Origin of the sequence: Lentisalinibacter salinarum, from assembly GCF_040706555.1 — a bacterium.
GTDB lineage: Bacteria > Pseudomonadota > Gammaproteobacteria > Steroidobacterales > Woeseiaceae > Lentisalinibacter > Lentisalinibacter salinarum.
In genome coordinates, this window is sequence record NZ_JAPDRH010000002.1 from 303,002 (window position 1) to 320,252 (window position 17,251).

Genomic DNA, 17,251 nt, shown 5'->3' on the forward strand with positions numbered 1-17,251 from the left:
CCATGAAGAATTACCTTCTGTTGCCCGCCGCCCTGCTGCTTGCCGCCTGCGGCCAGCCCGAAGAGGCCTCGGCGCCCGCCACCGCGCCGGCCGGCGAGCCAAAAGCGACAGCGGAGACGGCGTCACCCGAGCCCGCAACGAAGCCCGCGCCCGAACGCCTGGCGGAGATCCTGGGGGCCCAGCCAGAGGAGGTGCAGGCCCGCTACGAGTACCGCCATCCGCAGGAAACGCTCGAGTTCTTCGGCATCGAACCCGGGATGACAGTGGTAGAGGCGCTGCCCGGCGGCGGCTGGTACACGAAGATCCTGCTGCCCTATCTGGGCGCGGACGGCCGGCTCATCGGCGCCGACTACGCACTGGAGATGTTCCCGCTGTTCGGCTTCTTCAGCGACGAGCAGATCAAGAAGAAGGAAACCTGGGTGGAGGACTGGACCGCCCAGGCGGAAGGCTGGGCCGGCGATGACGGCGCCGCGGTCTCGGCCTTCGTGCTCGGCTCGCTGCCCGGGGAGATGAAGGGAACGGCGGATGCGATGCTGTTCATCCGCGCCCTGCACAACCTCGCCCGCTTCGAGGACGAAGGCGGTTACCTGACGGCCGCGCTCGCCGATGCGTACGCGGTGCTGAAGCCGGGCGGCGTCGTGGGCGTCGTCCAGCACGAAGCAAGGCCGGACATGCCCGACGAGTGGGCGGACGGCAGCGCCGGTTACCTCAAGCAGGCGTTCGTCATCAACGCCTTCGAGGAAGCCGGCTTCGAACTGGCCGCCGAGAGCGACATCAATGCGAACCCGGCCGACCAGCCGACCGCCGAAGACGTGGTGTGGCGGCTGCCGCCGACGCTGGCCACGAGCCGGGAAGACCCGGAACTGCGCGAACAGCTGCAGGCCGTCGGCGAATCGAACCGCATGACGCTGCTGTTCCGCAAGCCGGCGGAGTAATCCACGTAGGAGGGGCTTCAGCCCCGATTCCTCAGGACAATCGGGCCTGAAGGCCCTCCTACATGTTCGGGGTCGGGCCTGAAGGCCCTCCTACGTTGTTACGCGGCCGCGCCAGATGCCGCCTCGGCTGAAGGCATGCCAGGCCCAGGGCAGCCAGCGCATGAGGGCGAACGCCAGCCACAGCGCCCACAGCAGTATGGCGACCTTGTAGATCCACAGCGGCAGCGAGACGATGCCCGCCGCGGGCAGCGCGCCGTCGCTGCGGTCCTGGAACCAGTTCATCTGGTAGCCGAACGAGCCGTTGCCCATGATGTGCATGTCCGGCGTCCCCAGCAGCCCGACCGGGATGCTGAGCACGAGCGCCGCGATTGCCGCCACCGACAGGACGCCCACAGCCGCCTGCTTGGCCCGGAATTCGTTGTCGGCAACGTCGTCGGCCCAGCGCTCCCTCCAGCCCATGGCCAGCAGCCAGCCTGCGACCAGCGCGTAGGTCGGCCAGGCGAACGTACTGAAACCGAGACCGAGCAGGAACCAGTGGCGGGTCTTCAGTGGCGTGAGGCGCATCCGGCCGAGCGCTGCCGCGACGAGGACCAGCGCCGCCAGCGCCGGCCAGTAGAGCACGGCGGGCCCGACGATCGGACCGCTGGTGCCCAGCAGCCAGCGGTTGCGCGGCATCTCGGCGCTGACGGAGATATTCGAGACCGGCGCCGCGAGATCCACCGCGGGAATCTCCGCGCGACGGTCCATCGCGATGTCCTGCCGCCACGACATCTGCACGGCGTGGCTGCCGGGGAGCGTCGGGATACGTACCACGTCGTCGGGCGCGGGGACCGGCAACTCGCTGCCGTCCTGCTGCAGGCGGGTCACTTCCGCCCCGGCCGGCAGCGTGATGACATGGGGGCCGCCCAGCGACGAGCGATAGTCGAACTCCATCGTCGTCTCCGCAGAACGGGCACCGTAACGGGTGTGCATCGACACACGGTCCACGGCCAGCAGCGCGCCGTCGACGGCATCCGGCCGGCTGATCTCCACCGTCAGCGCCTCGCCGGGCAGCGGCAGGAACACGGGTTGCCAGACCTGATCGCCGGTCTCGTACACGGGCACGCCGTCCAGGGTGGCGTGCCACGGACTGCCCACCCGGAACTGCCAGCGTTCGCTCCAGGGCGCATCCCCGGGCGCACGCAGGGTCAGTGACTCCGAGCGGTCCAGCGAGGAACGCCAGACGATACCGTCCTGACCGCTGCCGAGCGCCACCTGTACGCGCCCGCCCTCCACGGCGATCCCGTCCGTGACCACGGACTCGCCCGGCAGCAGCGGAATCTCGGCGTTGATGGCCCCTTCCGCCGGTGCCACTCGGGTGACGCGGGTCGTGACCGACCAGTCGAGACCCAGCGTGACGGTGCGCGCGACGCGCAGGTAATCGGGGAACCGCCCGCCTTCGAGGGCGGGCTCCGCGGCCTCCTCTGCCGGCCGGTCGCGGCGCAGCTCGAGGGCATCCGCCACCAGCCGCTCGCCGCGCAGCCCGGCAACCACCCAACCGCTCGCCTGCACGCTGAGACGTTTCGGCACCAGGGGGAACGCGATCTGCACCCGCTCGGCATCCGGCAGCCGGCCGCCGAGCGCTACACGATGCACACCCGCTTCCACGGCCAGCCACAGCGTGCCGTCCGGATGCCGCAACACCTGCCCGGGCGACTGCCCGTCGACGGTCACGGTACCGGGCAGCCAGCCCTGTTCCGAGCCCGGCACCGGCACGGCTACGGCCTCCAGCGCATTGACGACCAGCAGGATCTCGAGCCGGTCTCCGGTCGCCACCACGCCGGCCGAGTCGATCACGGCACAGTCGGGCACGCACTCCGGCGCTGCCAGCAGCCGCTGACGCAGCTCCTCCAGCAATACCGGTGACGGCGTCTCCGCGCGCAGGTCGCCCGGCATCGATGCGGCCAGCATCACGCTCAGCATCGCCAGCGGCAAGGCCGCGCCCGCGGATCCGCCGACCGGCTGGCGCAGCTTTCGCAGGGCCTCGATCGTGTCGCGCCCGACCCACCACAGCACGGCCAGTCCAAGTCCCAGCATGAGCACGCGCCACAGCGCGACGGCCCAGCGGGGCAGAATCACCAGGCGCATCGTCTGTCCAGGCTCCACCGGCCCGCTCCAGCGCAGCGGGTAGGTGTTCCAGCGCCAGTCCGGGATGCCCGGACCGGTCTGGACCCGTGCACCCGGCGCGTAGCGCTGCTCGATGGCCGGTCGCGTCGGCGCGGCGACCGGCGGCGGGCCGGCAGCGACCTGGCCGCTTGCCTTGAGCGCGTCGGCGGCGACCCGCGATTCCGCCGTTTCTTTCATTTCCATGACCGTCCGGGCCGGCGCGGCCGCAGGCAGCCGCGCCGGTGCATAGGCCGCCGACGCCTCGAGCTGGGGATACAGGGTGTAGCGGATCTGGTTCACGGCGAACGGCACGAACAGGAGCGCCAGCGCCGCCATGCTGCCGTGACGGTACCAGCGGGCGAGCTGACGCAGCCGTCCCTCCGGCGCCGCCCGCGCCAGCGCGACCGCGGTGAGCAGATTCAGGAGCAGCCAGGAGAAGACGGGCAGGTCCTGATGGATCAGCACCAGCGTGACCAGGGCCACGGCGCCGGCCCAACGGCCATAGAGCTTGCCCGCGGCGGCGGCCGCCAGCAGCACGACGAACAGGTCGAGGAGCCGCCAGCGGCTCAGCCAGGCGCCGGGCGCGCTGTCGGCGCCGACGGCGGCACCCAGCCGGTAGCCCGGCGGCAGGTGTACCGTCGCACTCAGGCTGGTCAGCCGCTGCGACCACCCGGTGACCGGGACACCGGCCGCACCGGGCAGTCGGCTGAGCGCCTGCAGTGAGACGTCGCGCTCGCGCCATTCCACCCCGCGCGCGTCGCCGTCAGGATCGTGGGTGACCAGCAGGGCGTCACCGCGTCCATCGCGCGCACCGAGGAGCTGCCACGGGGGCGCCAGATCCAGACGCCAGTCCCGCTGCATCGTGCCGTGCACCTGGTCCAGCGCGGTGAATCCCTCGCCGTCGAAGTCGAGCCACAGCTGGCGTTCCACACTGAGCGCGGTGTCGCCGGGCAGCCCACCCCGGCGGCGCTGTTCCAGCGTGAACGCATCGCCGCCGGCGACAGCGAACGCCGGCAGCGCGCCCCAGGCGGCAGGCACACCGGCCTGTCCCGGATCGACAGTGGTCATGCCCACCGGCACCGCGATGCGCAGGCGTTCGTCGGCCCGGTAACTCCATATCTCCGTGCCGGGCCAGGCACTGCCGGCGGACGGCCGTGGAATCTCTTCCACCAGGGTGTCCGAGCGGCCGACCAGCTCCACCGTCCAGCGGCCCGGGCCGACCTGCAGCGTGAGCGTGCCGTCCGCATCCACGCGGGCGGGCATCGGCGCGGTCAGCGACTGGGGCACGAAACCGGCCGGCAGCACCGGCCCCAGGGTCACTTCCCGGACCCGGCCGGCTGCCTCCAGCTGCAGGCGCGTGGTCAGCCGGCTCGGCACCGCGTCTTCTACGAGCCGATACACCTGGATGCCGAGCGCATCCTCCCGCGGCGACGCACCCTGATCCCGTGCCAGGAACAGGGTGTCGTCGTCACGCCGCGGCTGCAGCACCGGCTCGCCGTCGACGGTCAGGGCCAGCAGGCCGGTCTCCGTGGGTATCGCGAGCGTTCGCGGCCGGCCCTGCCAGTCGAAGCGCCCGCCGATCCAGTAGCGGCCGGGGGCCAGCCGGAGCACCGGGCGGGCATCGTGTTCGAAAACGGTGGCGGGACGTCCGTCGACTTCGACGAGGGCGGGCCAGTGCTCGGCGTCTCCCGGCAGCGGCACCCACTGCTCGGCGGCAACGACCTCCCACAATTGCTCGAACCGGGCACCGCGGCCATCCACCTCGAGCCGGAGCGTGCCGGGCCAGGCACAGCGGAAGTCCGACTCGGCCTGCGCTCGTGTGCCGAGCAGGAAAGGACACTCCCGGTACTCGCTGCCCCGGGTCACCCAGGGCACCCAGTCCCGCAGGTCCTGAGGTACCCAGGCCGGAGCGGCGGTCGCCGCGGCCGCGGGGAGGAAAGCGGCCGAGGCCGCCACAAACAGCAAACAAACCCGCAGCCGCATCCTCATGCCCTTCCTCCCATGATCTGGCGTAGTGCCAACGGCGCAGCCGCCGCTCCGGGGTCACGAAGCGGCCTTCCGCGCGTGACCATATTCTACGCCGAACCGTAGGAGGGCCTTCAGGCCCGATTCCCTTCTTTTCTGGCCGCCCTGCGGGGGTATACGGGTTGCGGGGTCGTCCGGGCCGACTGGAGCCATGACGGCGGGAAGGAGGCCCGGCCGAAGCGAAGGAGGACAGTACGTCCGACTGAGCGTCCCCGCGACCCGTACCCGCCCGATGGCGTGCCGACGCCAAGAGAAAGCCAGACCGGCCTGACTGGAAGCCGGATCGGGCCTGAAGGCCCTCCTACGCGGGGGTCAGTAGCGGAGGGAGGCGCAGACCAGGCGCTCGCCGGGGAGTTCTTCCGCCGGCAGCACCCGCACCTGACCGCCGTGCAGCCAAGTCTCCACTGCAGCGCGGTCGAGGAGGTCCTCTCTAGGCAGTTCGTCCCGGTGGCGTACCTCGTGGGCACCTTCGTCGACATAGCCCCAGTCTTCCCGGTCGCCGGCGACGACGATCTCGCTGACGCGTCCTTCCAGCGCGGCGAGCAGGGCTTGATCGGTGCTGTCGGTCGCGCTGCCGCTGCCCGCCGCATCGGCCAGAGCCGCGGCGGCGTCCCGATCGTCCTGCTTGTGGCGGCGTTCCACCAGATCCCTGGCGCGCTCGTGCAGCTGCGCCGCAGAGAGATGTTCCACGTTGCCGTGCAGCTCGTCTTCCAGTATGACCGGGAGATCCGTCACCTGCCGGTACAGGGCGAGCAGCGACTCCACGCCGGCCAGGACCAGCGATGCTTCGCGGTCCGGCAGGAGATCCTGCACCGCCTGATCGACCTCGCGCAGGAAGCGCTTCAGCTCCGGCGTCACGTCGTCCTTGCCGCCACCATGGGTGTGATAGATAGCCTCCGAGCTGCCACGATGCCCGGCGTGGTGCTGCAGGTTGGGCTCGGTCAGATCGTGTCCCGCCGACTCCTCCAGCGAGCGGGGAGCCCGGCCGGCGAGATCCAGCGGCCGCAGACCATCATGGTCGCCCGCGAACAGTCGCACGTCGTTTTGGCTGATGGCCAGCACCGCGAACGAGTCGGGCAGGCTCTTCGCCTCCAACACCGGTTTCAGATGGAAACGCCAGCCGACTACGGTCAGCTCCCGCGGTCGTTGCGCCAGCGCGATACGGGTCAGGCCGCTGCCCGTGGTGTATGCCGCCAGGCCGCCGTCCAGTGGCTCCGCGGGCCAGAACGTGCCGGCGTCGCGTGCCTCGACCAGCGGCCGGAGCACGGCGGCGCGGCGCCGATCGTCCAGGCCAAGAGCCTGCAACTGGCCGTCTGCCTCGGCGATGCGGTTCTTCAGGCGTATCTCGTTCTCCTGCCGCTCGGAGGGCAGAGCCGTCGACGGGACGATGACGCTGACATGAGGCGTCTCGCCGCGGTCCGCGGCGATCTCGCGTAAAGCGCCGTCGTCCGGCGCTGTGATGTAGTTGTCAGTCACTGGACGCGTGCGGCTATTTATCGTCCACGAGGAAGCTGACCTTCATCGCCACCCGGTACCCGGAGACCTTGTCGTTCTCCACGACGACCTTCTGCTCCTTGATCCAGGCCGACTGGATGTTGTGGACGGTCTTGCTCGCCCGGGCGATGCCGTCATTGATGGCGTCTTCGAAGCTTTTCTTCGAATCGGACATGATCTCGGTCACTTTCACTACTGACATGCTTTACTCTCCTTTCGGTCGTCGAATTTCGTCCTCCTCCAGATAAGGAGCAATTTCCATGCCGTTACCCCGGGACGGCGGCAGCCGCCTGTCGGCCGCTGTTCGGAGGCGCCGGTACCGCACTGACGCGTCGCTACGTGCAGAATCTGCATCTTCGGCATGCAGAATCTGACTCCGGCCGATGCCGCTGTGGCTGGCTCCGGAAACCCTCTATACTTATGTCGATGCGATGGGAAGGAACCCGACGAGACGCCATCCAGCGGAGGGGGGCGGGAACGATGAGGCGAGCAGCCCTGACGGCGGGCGCGGATGCGTAAGGCGGCACTGTCTCTGTACGATTCCCTGGTCCTGGGCCGACCCGTAATCACACTGCTGATTACGGCCCTCGCCGTCGGCCTGCTTGCCAGTCGTGCGCCGGACTTCGCGCTCGACACCTCCAGCGATTCGCTGCTTCTGGAGAGCGATACCGGCATCCGCTACTACCGGGCCATCCGCGCCCGTTACGGCTCCGACGACTTCCTCATCCTCACGTATACGCCGTCCGGAGATCTCTTCTCCGACGCAGTACTCGACGATCTCGGCAAGCTGCGAAACGAACTGGAGGGCGCCCCGGGCGTGGCCTCAGTGGTCTCCATCCTCGACGTGCCGCTGCTGCAGAGCCCGCCGCTCGGACCCAGAGAACTCGCGGACGGCGCGCCAACCCTGCTGTCCGCGAAGGTCGACCGCGAACTCGCGCGCGAGGAGCTGACCACCAGCCCGCTCTACCGCAACCGCCTGATGAGCCCGGACGGCGGCACCACTGCGCTGCAGGTCAATCTGGAGCAGGACGAGGCCTACACGAAACTGCTGAACCGGCGCGCCGATCTGCGCGAGATCCGCCTCGAGCGCGACCTCACGGCAGACGAGTCCGCGGCACTGGCCGAGGTGGAGCAGGACATCCGCGAGCGTCGCGAGTCCCAGCAGACCCAACTGCATCGCACCATCGCGGCGGTGCGGGGCATCGTCGAGAACTACCGGGACGGCACCGAGCTGCATCTGGGCGGGCTGCCGATGATCGCCGCCGATCTGGTGGACTTCATCCGCCGCGACCTGATCGTGTTCGGCATGGGCCTCGCCGTGGCACTGGTCGCCCTGCTCGCCGTCATCTTCCGCCGGCCGCGCTGGGTGGTGCTGCCGCTCGCGACCTGCGCCGCTGCCGTGGTCGGCATGATCGGCTTCCTCGGCCTCGTGCAGTGGCCGGTCACCGTGGTGTCGTCCAACTTCGTCTCGCTGATGCTCATTCTGACGCTGTCGCTGAACGTGCACCTGGTCGTGCGCCACCGGGAGCTGCACCGCGAGCAGCCGGATGCAGGCCAGCGGGAGCTGGTACGCGAGACGGTGCGGAACAAGTTCTATCCGGCGCTCTATACGGCGCTCACGACCATGGTGGCTTTCGGCTCGCTGGTGGTGAGCGACATCCGCCCGGTCATCGATTTCGGCTGGATGATGGTGATCGGCATGGCCATGGCCTTCGTGCTCACCTTCCTGATTCTGCCGGCCTCGCTGGTGCTGCTCACGCCCGGCGAGCCGCCCGAGAGCGGCAACTTCACCAATCGCATCACGGGACTCTTCTCGCGCCTGATCGGCTCCGCGCCCCGGACAACGCTGGCCGTTTACGCACTGATCGCCGTCGCGAGCACGGCCGGCGTGCTGCAGCTCAGCGTCGACAACCGCTTCATCGATTACTTCAAGCAAAGCACCGCCATCTACCAGGGCATGAAGGTGATCGACGAGCGACTCGGCGGCACCACGCCCCTGGACGTCATCCTGGACGCGGACCCGGAATTCGTGTCCGCCCAGGAGGACGCACAGCGAGAAGCGGACGAGCTGGCCCTGCCCGGCGAGCCCGGCCTGGCATCGCGCAGCTACTGGTACAACGCCGCGCGCAGCGACCTCCTGCGCCGGGCTCACGATCATCTCGCGTCCCGGCCGGACATCGGCAAGGTGCTCTCGCTCTCGACGACGCTGGAGGTCATCCGCCAGGTCATGGGCGAGGAGGAGCTCGACAACTTCCAGCTCTCGATCGTCTACAAACGCCTGCCGGAGGAGGTGAAGGACGTGCTGTTCGAGCCCTACCTCGCCGTCGAGGGCCACCAGACGCGCATCGCCGCGCGGGTTTACGAGACCAGCGATACCCTGGAGCGGGACGAACTGCTGGAGTCGATCCGCCGCCATCTCGCCGAGGACCTGGGCCTGGGCGAGGAGCGCGTACATCTCACCGGACTGATGGTGCTCTATAACAACGTCCTGCAGAGCCTTCTGGGCTCCCAGGTCACGACGGCCGGGGTGGTCCTGGTGGTCGTCGTGCTGATGTTCTGGCTGTCGTTCCGCTCGCTGGCCGTCGCCGTGGTGGCACTCGTGCCGAACCTGGTCGCCGCCAGCGCCGTCCTGGCCCTCATGAGTGCGTTGGGGGTGCCACTGGACATCATGACCATCACCATCGCTGCCATCGCCATCGGCATCGGTGTGGACGACACCATCCACTACGTGTACCGCTTCCAGGAGGAGTTCGCGAAGGACGGCGACTACGACGCCACCATCGAGCGTTGCCACCGCAGTATCGGCCACGCGATGTACTACACCTCCATCACCATCATGCTGGGCTTCTCCATCCTCGCCCTGTCGAATTTCGTGCCCACCATCTACTTCGGGCTGCTCACCGGACTGGCGATGGCCGTCGCGCTCGTGGCCAACCTATCGCTGCTGCCGCTCCTGTTCTCGCGCCTCCGCGTCCTCGGCAGTCCGGACTGAGCCGCATCCGCGGGGGCAAGCCGCTCCGCCGGCCACGCGGGAGAAAGACTTCCCTGCAAGACCGTATGGCAGGCCCGCCGCGCGTTGCCACGATGGAAAACCCGCCGCTTCCTGTCTAGCATGAGGGTGAACAGGGAGCGCCAACCGCCCCGGAGGAGTGCAGACCATGGCCAGCAAGACAACGATCGTATTTCCGACCGATTTCTCCGAGACGTCGGCCGGCGCCCTGCACTGGGCGCGCAAGATGACGGAGCAGCTCAGCGGTGAGCTGCACTGCATCACCGTGGTGGAGCCGCCCATCGTCTATACCTCCATGGAGGTCCCGACAGCGGTGCCCACCGTGGAAGAACTGGTGGCCCAGGCCCAGGCGCAGCTGGACGAGTTCACAAGAGACGAACTCACCGGCTTCACGAATCCGCCGGTGGCGAAAGTGCTGGAGGGCCGTCCGGTGGACGAGATCACCGGCTACGCGAAGGAAGCCGGCGCCGCGATGATCGTGATGTCCACTCACGGGCGCAGCGGTCTGAGGCACCTGCTGATCGGCAGCACTGCCGAGGGCGTGGTCCGCCACGCCGAATGCCCGGTGCTCACCGTGCGCGGCGCCGATCAGGACTGAACGGCCGTGACCGACGAACGGACCGAGGCGCTCCGCGAGCGTCTCGCGAAGACACTCGACCCCAATCGGCCCGGCATGGTCGAGAAGCGCCACGCGAAGGGTTACCGGACCGCGCGCGAGAATCTCGACGACCTGGTCGACGCCGGTTCCTTCACCGAATACGGCCAGCTGGCCGTCGCCGCCCAGCGCAGCCGCCGGGACATCGCGGACCTGGAGGAGAACACGCCCGCGGATGCCGTCATCACCGGCACCGGGACCATCAACGCGGAGCTGTTCGGCCGGGAGAACGCGAGGGCGGCGGTGGTGGTCTACGACTACAGCGTGCTGGCGGGCACCCAGGGCTACTTCCATCACCGCAAGCTCGACCGGATCTTCGAGCTGGCCGAGCAGTGGCACCTGCCGGTGGTGATGTACACAGAGGGCGGCGGCGGGCGGCCCGGCGACACCGACGTCACGACCCAGATCGCCGGACTGAATCTGTCGTCGTTCCGCACCTGGGGACGACTGTCAGGGACGGTACCGCGTATCGCCATCAACAACGGCTATTGTTTCGCGGGCAACGCGGCGCTGTTCGGCTCCGCCGACGTCACCATCGCCACGAAGAGTTCGTGGATAGGCATGGCCGGGCCCGCCATGATCGAGGGCGGCGGCCTGGGCAAGCACGCGCCCACCGAGATCGGACCCGTGGAGGTACAGGACGGGAACGGCGTCGTCGATATCGTCGCAGAGGACGAGGCCCACGCCACCGACATCGCGCGCCGTCTGCTGGCACTTTATCAGGGCCGGACCGGTGACTGGACATGCGCCGACCAGACGGCGATGCGCGATCTCATCCCCGCCGACCGGCGCTGGGTGTACCCCGTGCGCGACGTCATCGAGACCCTCGCCGACACGGGCAGCTTCATCGAGCTGCGCCGGCGCTACGGCGCCCCGGTCATCACCGGCTTCCTGCGCATCGAGGGACGGCCGGTGGGCCTGATCGCAAACGACTGCCGCCAGCTCGGCGGCGCCATCACCGCGCCAGCCGCGGAGAAGGCAGCCCGTTTCCTTCAGCTCTGCGACGGCTGGGGCCTGCCGGCGCTCTCCCTCATCGACACGCCCGGTTTCATGGTAGGACCGGACAGCGAGCAGGAGGCGGCGGTGCGCCGCATGTCACGGCTGTTCGTGGTGGGCGCGAACGTCACGGTGCCGATCCTCGCCGTTGTTCTGCGCAAGGGCTACGGGCTGGGCGCCATGGCGATGGCCGGAGGCAGTCTCGCGGCCCCGGTGTGGACCGCGTCCTGGCCCACCGGAGAGTTCGGCGGCATGGGCCTCGAAGGCGCCGTGCGGCTGGGTTACCGGAAAGAACTCGAGGCGGTGGAGGACCGCGCCGAACGCGAGGCGCTGTTCGAGAAGCTGGTGAGAAAGATGTACGAGGCAGGCAAGGCCACGGAGGCCGCCGCACACCTGGAGATCGACGCCGTCATCGACCCGGCCGACACCCGCCGGGAACTGGCCGGTATGCTGGCGCGCCTGCCGAAACGCGGCGGTGGCGGCGGCCGCTACGTCGACACCTGGTAGGTGCCGTGGTAGGTGCCGGACCGAACTTTTGCAACTTTTGGAACTTATTGGCCAGGCGGAGCCGCCTTGCCGCGGCAAGGATCGTAGCCGGGAATACGCTTCAGGCGATCGACCTCTTCCATCATGGAGCGCAGCGCCGCGGCCTCGCCGCGGGTGCGCCATTCATCGAGGTAGGCCCGCGCGAAGCGGTCGTCATTACGGCGAACAGTCTCCGCTTCCGCACGCCGATCGTCGCGCATCAGCGCCATCAGCTCTGACACCCTCTCGGACACCTCCGCCGATTCGGCCCCATCACCGCCTGCTTCCGCGGTCATCCGCCGTAACTCGAGGCCGAGCAGCTGCCCAAGCATGGTGTGAGCGCGTCGAGCCGTACTCCGTCCGAGTTCGGCACAAGTGCCGCGCCAGACCGAATCGGCCTCCACCCGCTCACTGCACGCACGGGAGAGCCGGGTAAACGGTATCGGGGTCGCCGCCTCCAGGGCGATGGCAAAGGGAACTCGTTCCGAATAACCCAGATCGCTGGCTGCGGCCAGTCCTTGCTCGTATACCAGGACGGCGTCGATGAAATACTCCCGATGCGTGCTGGCCGCTGCCGCGCGCTCCATCGCTTCCAGCGCCGCTTGCGGCTCATCATGGCCAAGCCGCCAGGCCGCCGCCGTTACCCACATGGCGCCATTGTGCGGATCGGCCGCGATGGCACGCGAAACGATCCGGTGATCAGCGCACCGCCCCGCCGCCGGCTGCGCGAGACAGGTGGTCAGCAACCGATGCAGCGTCAGCGGTCGCTCGTCGCCGGCCTCCACTGCAGACCAGAGAAGCTCCAGCCGCTCCGGGTCGTCCTCGTCGAGGAACAGTGCGGCCGCGAGACGCAGATCCGGATCCTCCGCGGCATCGAGACGCTCTAACCATCGAGCCCGCAGGGCCTCGCCCTCCGCCCGGGCGGCCTCCATATCGGCCTCCGTCCAGGACTGCGGAGCAGGTTGCGCGCAGTCGAAGCGGATCTCGCTGCTGCGGGAATCCGGCGGACGAGAACCGGCTCCCGATGGCAACCGTCGTTGCTTCACGCCGCCGATGGATAGCCCGCCCGATAATCGGCTTGGCGGGGACGTAGCAGGTGTTTCGCGGCCGCTGACCATCGGGTCCGCCCGACTGCTCGCGCCCTCGTCCCGGCCGGCATACAGTACGCCGAGAACCACCAGCAGTAGCCCCGTTGCCGTCGCCCAGCCCAGCGTCCGCCGCGCGCTCATGTCGCGAGCATATCGCGATATCGTGGTCGTTGGCCCGGACTTCTATACCTTCTCGCCGAACATTCCGCCGGTCCGCCTCTGCAGGTACGGCATCACCGGAATGTCTTCCTGTTTGAGGAATCCCTGCTGCGGCAGTTTGCCGTCGCGGACCATTTCGATGACGGCGGTCACCGATGCCGACGTCGTCCAGGCAATGGCGGTGAAGCGTTCGTCGCGAACCTTCTGCGGATAGTAGGAGCGCACGAACTCGCGGCGGGACAGCTCGTCGTCCTTCCAGCCCTCGGCCGAGATGTGGACGTGCACCACGTCCTCGTCCACGGGCGGTTTGGCGTTGGTGAGGATCTCGCCGGCCAGGTCGCGGCGCTCGCGCATCAGTAATTCGTGGAAGAAGAAGTTCATCAGATCCACGTGGCCCGGATAGCGCATGGTCTTGTAGTCGAGATTCTCGACGTGGTCCTTGAAGGTCTCGCACATCGTGCCCAGCCCGCCCGAAGTGGTGAAGGCCTCGAGCTTGCGGCCGTTGACGAACACGGTCTCAACCCACTCCATGGGCGAGACCCACTTGTGAACACCTTCCTCAATGACTTCGCAATCGTTCAGGTACTCGTTGACCACGCCCTCGGGCGACCAGTTGAAGTTATAACCGAGCAGGCCGGTCGGGTTCTGGGGCAGCGCGCCGACGCGCATCTTGATGGAGCGAACGCGGTCGAACTGGCGGGCGAGATGGGAGGCAACGATGCCGACGAAGCCGGGCGCGAGACCGCACTGGGGCGCCATGATCCCCTTCGACGTCTCGCTGAGTTCACGGATGGCTGCGGTGGTGGGCACGTCTTCGGTGAGATCGAAATAGTGGATGCCGAGGCCGTGGGCGGCGCGGGCCACTTCCGTGTTCAGCGCGTACGGGAGGCAGGAGAGTACGGCCTCGTAGGGCTTGAGTATCTTGGCGAGGCCGGCGGTATCGCCCATATCCGCCTGGATGAGCGGGAACGAGGTGCCGAGGTCGAGCTTCCTGCTGTCGATGCCGGTCACGTCGAAACCGGACTCCTCCAGCAGCAACGCCGCCAGCTTGCCCACCTTGCCGATACCCAGTACCGCGACTTTCTTGAACGACATCTCGCCTCCTCGACTTTTTGGGGTGTTTGGGGTGCCGGACCGAACTTTTGTGACTTTTCCAACTTAGTGTCCCGCGCGCATGCCGGCACCCGCAAGATGGCGCATAAGTTTAGTCAGTTCAAAAAGTTCGGTCCGGCACCCGGCTTATTAGTTACAACCGGAACCTTTTCGATGCGACTGTAGCAGGTCACCAGCCCCTTTCCGACCCCCACAGAGCCTTGGGATGGTATGGAACGTGCATGCTGTCGGGCAGGCAATCACTGAAAAGGAGCACCTATGAGAATCGTCATCATCCTGATGAGATCGACGCTTGAAGCGACTGCCCTCACAGGCCGATTCTGACTTTCGGCGCCGATCTTGACTGCGGCGCCCGCGGGTGCCGGGTTTCAGCTTCGCGCGCGTGCCAAAAAGTTCAATAAGTCACGAAAGTTCGGTCCGGCACCTTAATCCCTCGCTCACAGCTGCTCCAGCAGCGCGTGACAGAACGCATCCAGGTCATCCGGCTTGCGGCTGGTGATCAGTCCGCCGTCGGTGACCACCTCCTGATCCACCCAGCGTCCGCCGGCATTGCGGATGTCCGTCTGCAGGCTCGGCCAGGAGGTGAGCGTGCGTCCGTCGACCACGGCGGCCTCCACCAGCACCCACGGGCCGTGGCAGATAGCCGCGATGGGCTTGCCGAGACGGAAGAATTCGCGCGTGAACTGGACCGCGTCCTTGTCCAGTCGCAACGAGTCCGGATTCGCGACGCCGCCGGGGAGAACCAGCGCATCGTAGTCCTGCGCGCGGGCGTCGGCTACCGGCCGATCCACATCGAACACATCGCCCTTGTCGAGATGGCGGAATCCCTGGATCGTACCGCTCTTGGGTGCCAGGAGTTCCGCGTCTGCCCCGGCTTCCCGCACCGCCGACCACGGACGTGTCAGTTCCACCTGTTCCACGCCATCGGTTGCGAGGAAGGCAATTTTCTTACCCTTCAGCGAACGTCCTTCACTCATGCTGGAAACCTCCTTTTGATTGCCATCGCACTCCTCCGCTGCTCTCTGCAAGTCTGCAAGAGCCGTACCACAAATTCGCGCCTCGCCACCACGGAGACGACCGACTCACCGGCACTGCCGCTGCAAGGATTGCCGCGGCGTCTGCAACCTTTTCATTACCGCCCCGCCCGCAGCGAGCCGATATGCATTCGACCGCTTCTGACCGACACCGGCCCGGTCCGCCGCCCGCACTGCGCCACCCGCGAACTTCCGCTACGCTGCGTGCATGATCGACGTAAACGTCTGGAGCGTTGCAGTTGCGGCAGCCATTACGGCCGCAGCCACCGGGCTGGGCGCCCTGCCGTTCCTGTTCGTGAGCGGCGTCAGCCGGTGGTGGCTCGGCGTGTCCAGCGCCGCGGCCGCCGGCCTCATGCTGGCCGCCAGCCACGGACTGATCGCCGAGGGCTTCGGCGCTTCGCCCGGCCGCACAATTGCCGGCATCCTGCTCGGACTGCTGCTGGTAGTTGTAGCCGACCGCCTGCTGGCCGGTAGAGGCGACAACGTCGACGTCGCCGAACTGAACGGCGCCGACGCGCGCAAGGCACTGCTCATCCTAGGCATCATGACGGCCCATTCCTTCGCGGAGGGAGTGGGCGTCGGCGTCTCGTTCGGCGGCAGCGAGGCACTTGGCGTATTCATCGCATCGGCGATCGCCGTGCACAACATCCCCGAGGGACTCGCCATCAGCCTCGTGCTCATTCCGCGCGGAACACCGGTGTGGAAAGCCGGCGCCTGGAGCATCTTCACAAGCCTGCCCCAGCCGCTCATGGCAGTGCCCGCCTTTCTGTTCGTGCTCGCTTTCGAGCCCTGGCTGCCGGTCGGTCTCGGCCTCGCCGCCGGCGCCATGATCTGGATGGTCTTCTCGGAACTCATACCGGATGCCCTGGATCGCATCTCCGGTTCTACGGCGGGCGTTGCGGTAGTGCTGTCCTTCGCTGCCCTGCTTGCCTTCCAGTATTACGTGCTGGGCTGATCCCGGTGCGCAGTCCTGATCCTACCGGCCGGGTTCCAGCCCGGTCGGCGGCGCCATGAACTCGGGGCCCACGGCATGGTCGATGTGCTCGTTCAGGATGCCGTCGACCGACGAAAGCAGCGCCAGATCCATGGACCAGCCGAACACCTCGTCGATGGGTTCCATCTGCGCGGGTTTGCGGCCGCCCCAGATCGCGATCGGCACGCCCTGCTCCAGCACCCAGCGCAGGCTGAACGCGAGGAGTGACCGGCCGGTCTTCCGCCGGGCGAGTTTCTCCAGATCCGTCGCCGCCGCCAGGTAGCGCTCGAAACGGGGTTCCGCGAACTTGGGGTCGGCCTGTCGCAGGTCGTCGCCCTCGAACTCCCGGTCGCGGGACATCTTGCCGGTCAGCAGGCCGCGGCAGAGCGCGCCGTAGGTCATGAACGGCAGGCCGTGGTGCTCGCAGTACGGCTTGACGTTCGCCTCGATGCCGCGCTCGAGGATGTTGTAGGGCGGCTGGCAGATGTGCACGGGACACTCGTCCCGGAACGCGGCGATCTGATCCGGCGTGAAGTTACTGACGCCGACCGCCCGGATGAGCCCTTCCTCGAGCAACTCGCGCATCGCCCCCGCCGTCTCGGCCACGGGTCGGGTGCAGTCAGGCCAGTGTACGAAGTAGATGTCGATGACGTCCCGGTCCAGGCGCTTCAGGGACGCGTCGATCTCGTAGCGAACCCGGTCGCGGCTGCCGTTGCGGAAGATCCGCTCGTCCTCCGTCCAGTCCAGTCCCACCTTCGTGGAGACGTGAACGGGTCCGTCGCCGTCGTACTCCCGCAGTGCTTCGCCGACGATCTGCTCGGAAGTACCGAAGCCGTAGACCGGCGCCGTGTCGACGAGATTGACGCCGCGCTCCAGCGCGGCGTGTACGGTCTCGATGGAGCGGCGCTTCTCGGTGCCGCCCCACATGAAGCCGCCGATGGCCCAGGTGCCGAGCGCGATGCGCGAGACCTCCAGGTCGGTGTCGGGGATGCGGTAGTACTCCATGATGGGTATGCGCCTTTCGATGTCCGGGAGGCAATTCCGCCCGGAGAGTCGTTTCGGCCATGTTGCCTGAGTGAGCCTACGGTAAGCCTTGACG

Annotated in this window: 12 protein-coding genes; 5 read left to right on the top strand and 7 right to left on the bottom strand. The window is 67.8% G+C overall.

Going from position 1 to position 17,251, the window contains the following annotated elements:
- The first annotated feature begins 2 nt into the window (after window positions 1-2).
- A complete protein-coding gene (locus tag ACJMKZ_RS04465; RefSeq protein ID WP_405231995.1) occupies window positions 3-935 on the top strand; it encodes a class I SAM-dependent methyltransferase in 933 nt (310 codons plus the stop codon).
- 90 nt (window positions 936-1,025) lie between these two features.
- Here the strand turns inward: ACJMKZ_RS04465 and ACJMKZ_RS04470 are convergent, their stop codons facing one another.
- The 3 genes from ACJMKZ_RS04470 to ACJMKZ_RS04480 form a co-directional block, all read right to left on the bottom strand.
- Window positions 1,026-5,069 carry a hypothetical protein gene (locus ACJMKZ_RS04470; protein ID WP_405231996.1) on the bottom strand — a complete coding sequence of 1,348 codons (4,044 nt, stop codon included), beginning with the start codon at window positions 5,067-5,069 and terminating at the stop codon, window positions 1,026-1,028.
- A 348-nt stretch (window positions 5,070-5,417) separates the two neighbouring features.
- On the bottom strand, window positions 5,418-6,581 hold the full coding sequence (locus tag ACJMKZ_RS04475) for a baeRF3 domain-containing protein (RefSeq protein WP_405231997.1): 1,164 nt from the start codon (window positions 6,579-6,581) through the stop codon (window positions 5,418-5,420).
- Window positions 6,582-6,594: 13 nt separating this feature from the next.
- Complete coding sequence (locus ACJMKZ_RS04480) at window positions 6,595-6,801, bottom strand: dodecin family protein (protein ID WP_405231998.1); 207 nt, start codon at window positions 6,799-6,801, stop codon at window positions 6,595-6,597.
- A gap of 309 nt (window positions 6,802-7,110) precedes the next feature.
- Here ACJMKZ_RS04480 and ACJMKZ_RS04485 point away from each other — a divergent pair, with 309 nt between their 5' ends.
- The 3 genes from ACJMKZ_RS04485 (at window position 7,111) to ACJMKZ_RS04495 (ending at window position 11,767) form a co-directional block, all read left to right on the top strand.
- Complete coding sequence (locus ACJMKZ_RS04485) at window positions 7,111-9,591, top strand: efflux RND transporter permease subunit (protein WP_405231999.1); 2,481 nt, start codon at window positions 7,111-7,113, stop codon at window positions 9,589-9,591.
- A gap of 166 nt (window positions 9,592-9,757) precedes the next feature.
- Entirely contained in the window at window positions 9,758-10,207 is a 450-nt protein-coding gene (locus ACJMKZ_RS04490) for a universal stress protein (protein ID WP_405232000.1), read from the top strand.
- 6 nt (window positions 10,208-10,213) lie between these two features.
- Complete coding sequence (locus ACJMKZ_RS04495; RefSeq protein ID WP_405232001.1) at window positions 10,214-11,767, top strand: acyl-CoA carboxylase subunit beta; 1,554 nt, start codon at window positions 10,214-10,216, stop codon at window positions 11,765-11,767.
- Window positions 11,768-11,811: 44 nt separating this feature from the next.
- Here the strand turns inward: ACJMKZ_RS04495 and ACJMKZ_RS04500 are convergent, their stop codons facing one another.
- The 3 genes from ACJMKZ_RS04500 to ACJMKZ_RS04510 form a co-directional block, all read right to left on the bottom strand.
- Entirely contained in the window at window positions 11,812-13,014 is a 1,203-nt protein-coding gene (locus ACJMKZ_RS04500) for a hypothetical protein (protein ID WP_405232002.1), read from the bottom strand.
- Window positions 13,015-13,056: 42 nt separating this feature from the next.
- Entirely contained in the window at window positions 13,057-14,127 is a 1,071-nt protein-coding gene (locus ACJMKZ_RS04505; protein WP_405232003.1) for a saccharopine dehydrogenase family protein, read from the bottom strand.
- A gap of 455 nt (window positions 14,128-14,582) precedes the next feature.
- Window positions 14,583-15,122: a type 1 glutamine amidotransferase domain-containing protein gene (locus ACJMKZ_RS04510; protein WP_405232004.1), complete on the bottom strand. Its 540-nt coding sequence runs from the start codon at window positions 15,120-15,122 to the stop codon at window positions 14,583-14,585.
- Between the two features lie 265 nt (window positions 15,123-15,387).
- Here ACJMKZ_RS04510 and ACJMKZ_RS04515 point away from each other — a divergent pair, with 265 nt between their 5' ends.
- Window positions 15,388-16,134 carry a ZIP family metal transporter gene (locus tag ACJMKZ_RS04515; protein ID WP_405232005.1) on the top strand — a complete coding sequence of 249 codons (747 nt, stop codon included), beginning with the start codon at window positions 15,388-15,390 and terminating at the stop codon, window positions 16,132-16,134.
- Between the two features lie 21 nt (window positions 16,135-16,155).
- Here ACJMKZ_RS04515 and ACJMKZ_RS04520 read toward each other — a convergent pair whose 3' ends face one another.
- Window positions 16,156-17,157, bottom strand: a complete 1,002-nt coding sequence (locus ACJMKZ_RS04520; protein WP_405232006.1) for an aldo/keto reductase — start codon at window positions 17,155-17,157, stop codon at window positions 16,156-16,158.
- Window positions 17,158-17,251 lie beyond the last annotated feature (94 nt).

Excerpts from the sequence above, each read along its gene's own strand:
- ACJMKZ_RS04490 (WP_405232000.1), top strand. The coding sequence starts at position 9,758 with ATGGCCAGCAAGACAACGATCGTATTTCCGACCGATTTCTCCGAGACG.
- ACJMKZ_RS04480 (WP_405231998.1), bottom strand. The coding sequence starts at position 6,801 with ATGTCAGTAGTGAAAGTGACCGAGATCATGTCCGATTCGAAGAAAAGC.
- ACJMKZ_RS04505 (WP_405232003.1), bottom strand. The coding sequence starts at position 14,127 with ATGTCGTTCAAGAAAGTCGCGGTACTGGGTATCGGCAAGGTGGGCAAG.
- ACJMKZ_RS04520 (WP_405232006.1), bottom strand. The coding sequence starts at position 17,157 with ATGGAGTACTACCGCATCCCCGACACCGACCTGGAGGTCTCGCGCATC.
- ACJMKZ_RS04465 (WP_405231995.1), top strand. The coding sequence starts at position 3 with ATGAAGAATTACCTTCTGTTGCCCGCCGCCCTGCTGCTTGCCGCCTGC.
- ACJMKZ_RS04510 (WP_405232004.1), bottom strand. The coding sequence starts at position 15,122 with ATGAGTGAAGGACGTTCGCTGAAGGGTAAGAAAATTGCCTTCCTCGCA.
- ACJMKZ_RS04470 (WP_405231996.1), bottom strand. The coding sequence starts at position 5,069 with ATGAGGATGCGGCTGCGGGTTTGTTTGCTGTTTGTGGCGGCCTCGGCC.
- ACJMKZ_RS04485 (WP_405231999.1), top strand. The coding sequence starts at position 7,111 with ATGCGTAAGGCGGCACTGTCTCTGTACGATTCCCTGGTCCTGGGCCGA.
- ACJMKZ_RS04500 (WP_405232002.1), bottom strand. The coding sequence starts at position 13,014 with ATGAGCGCGCGGCGGACGCTGGGCTGGGCGACGGCAACGGGGCTACTG.
- ACJMKZ_RS04515 (WP_405232005.1), top strand. The coding sequence starts at position 15,388 with ATGATCGACGTAAACGTCTGGAGCGTTGCAGTTGCGGCAGCCATTACG.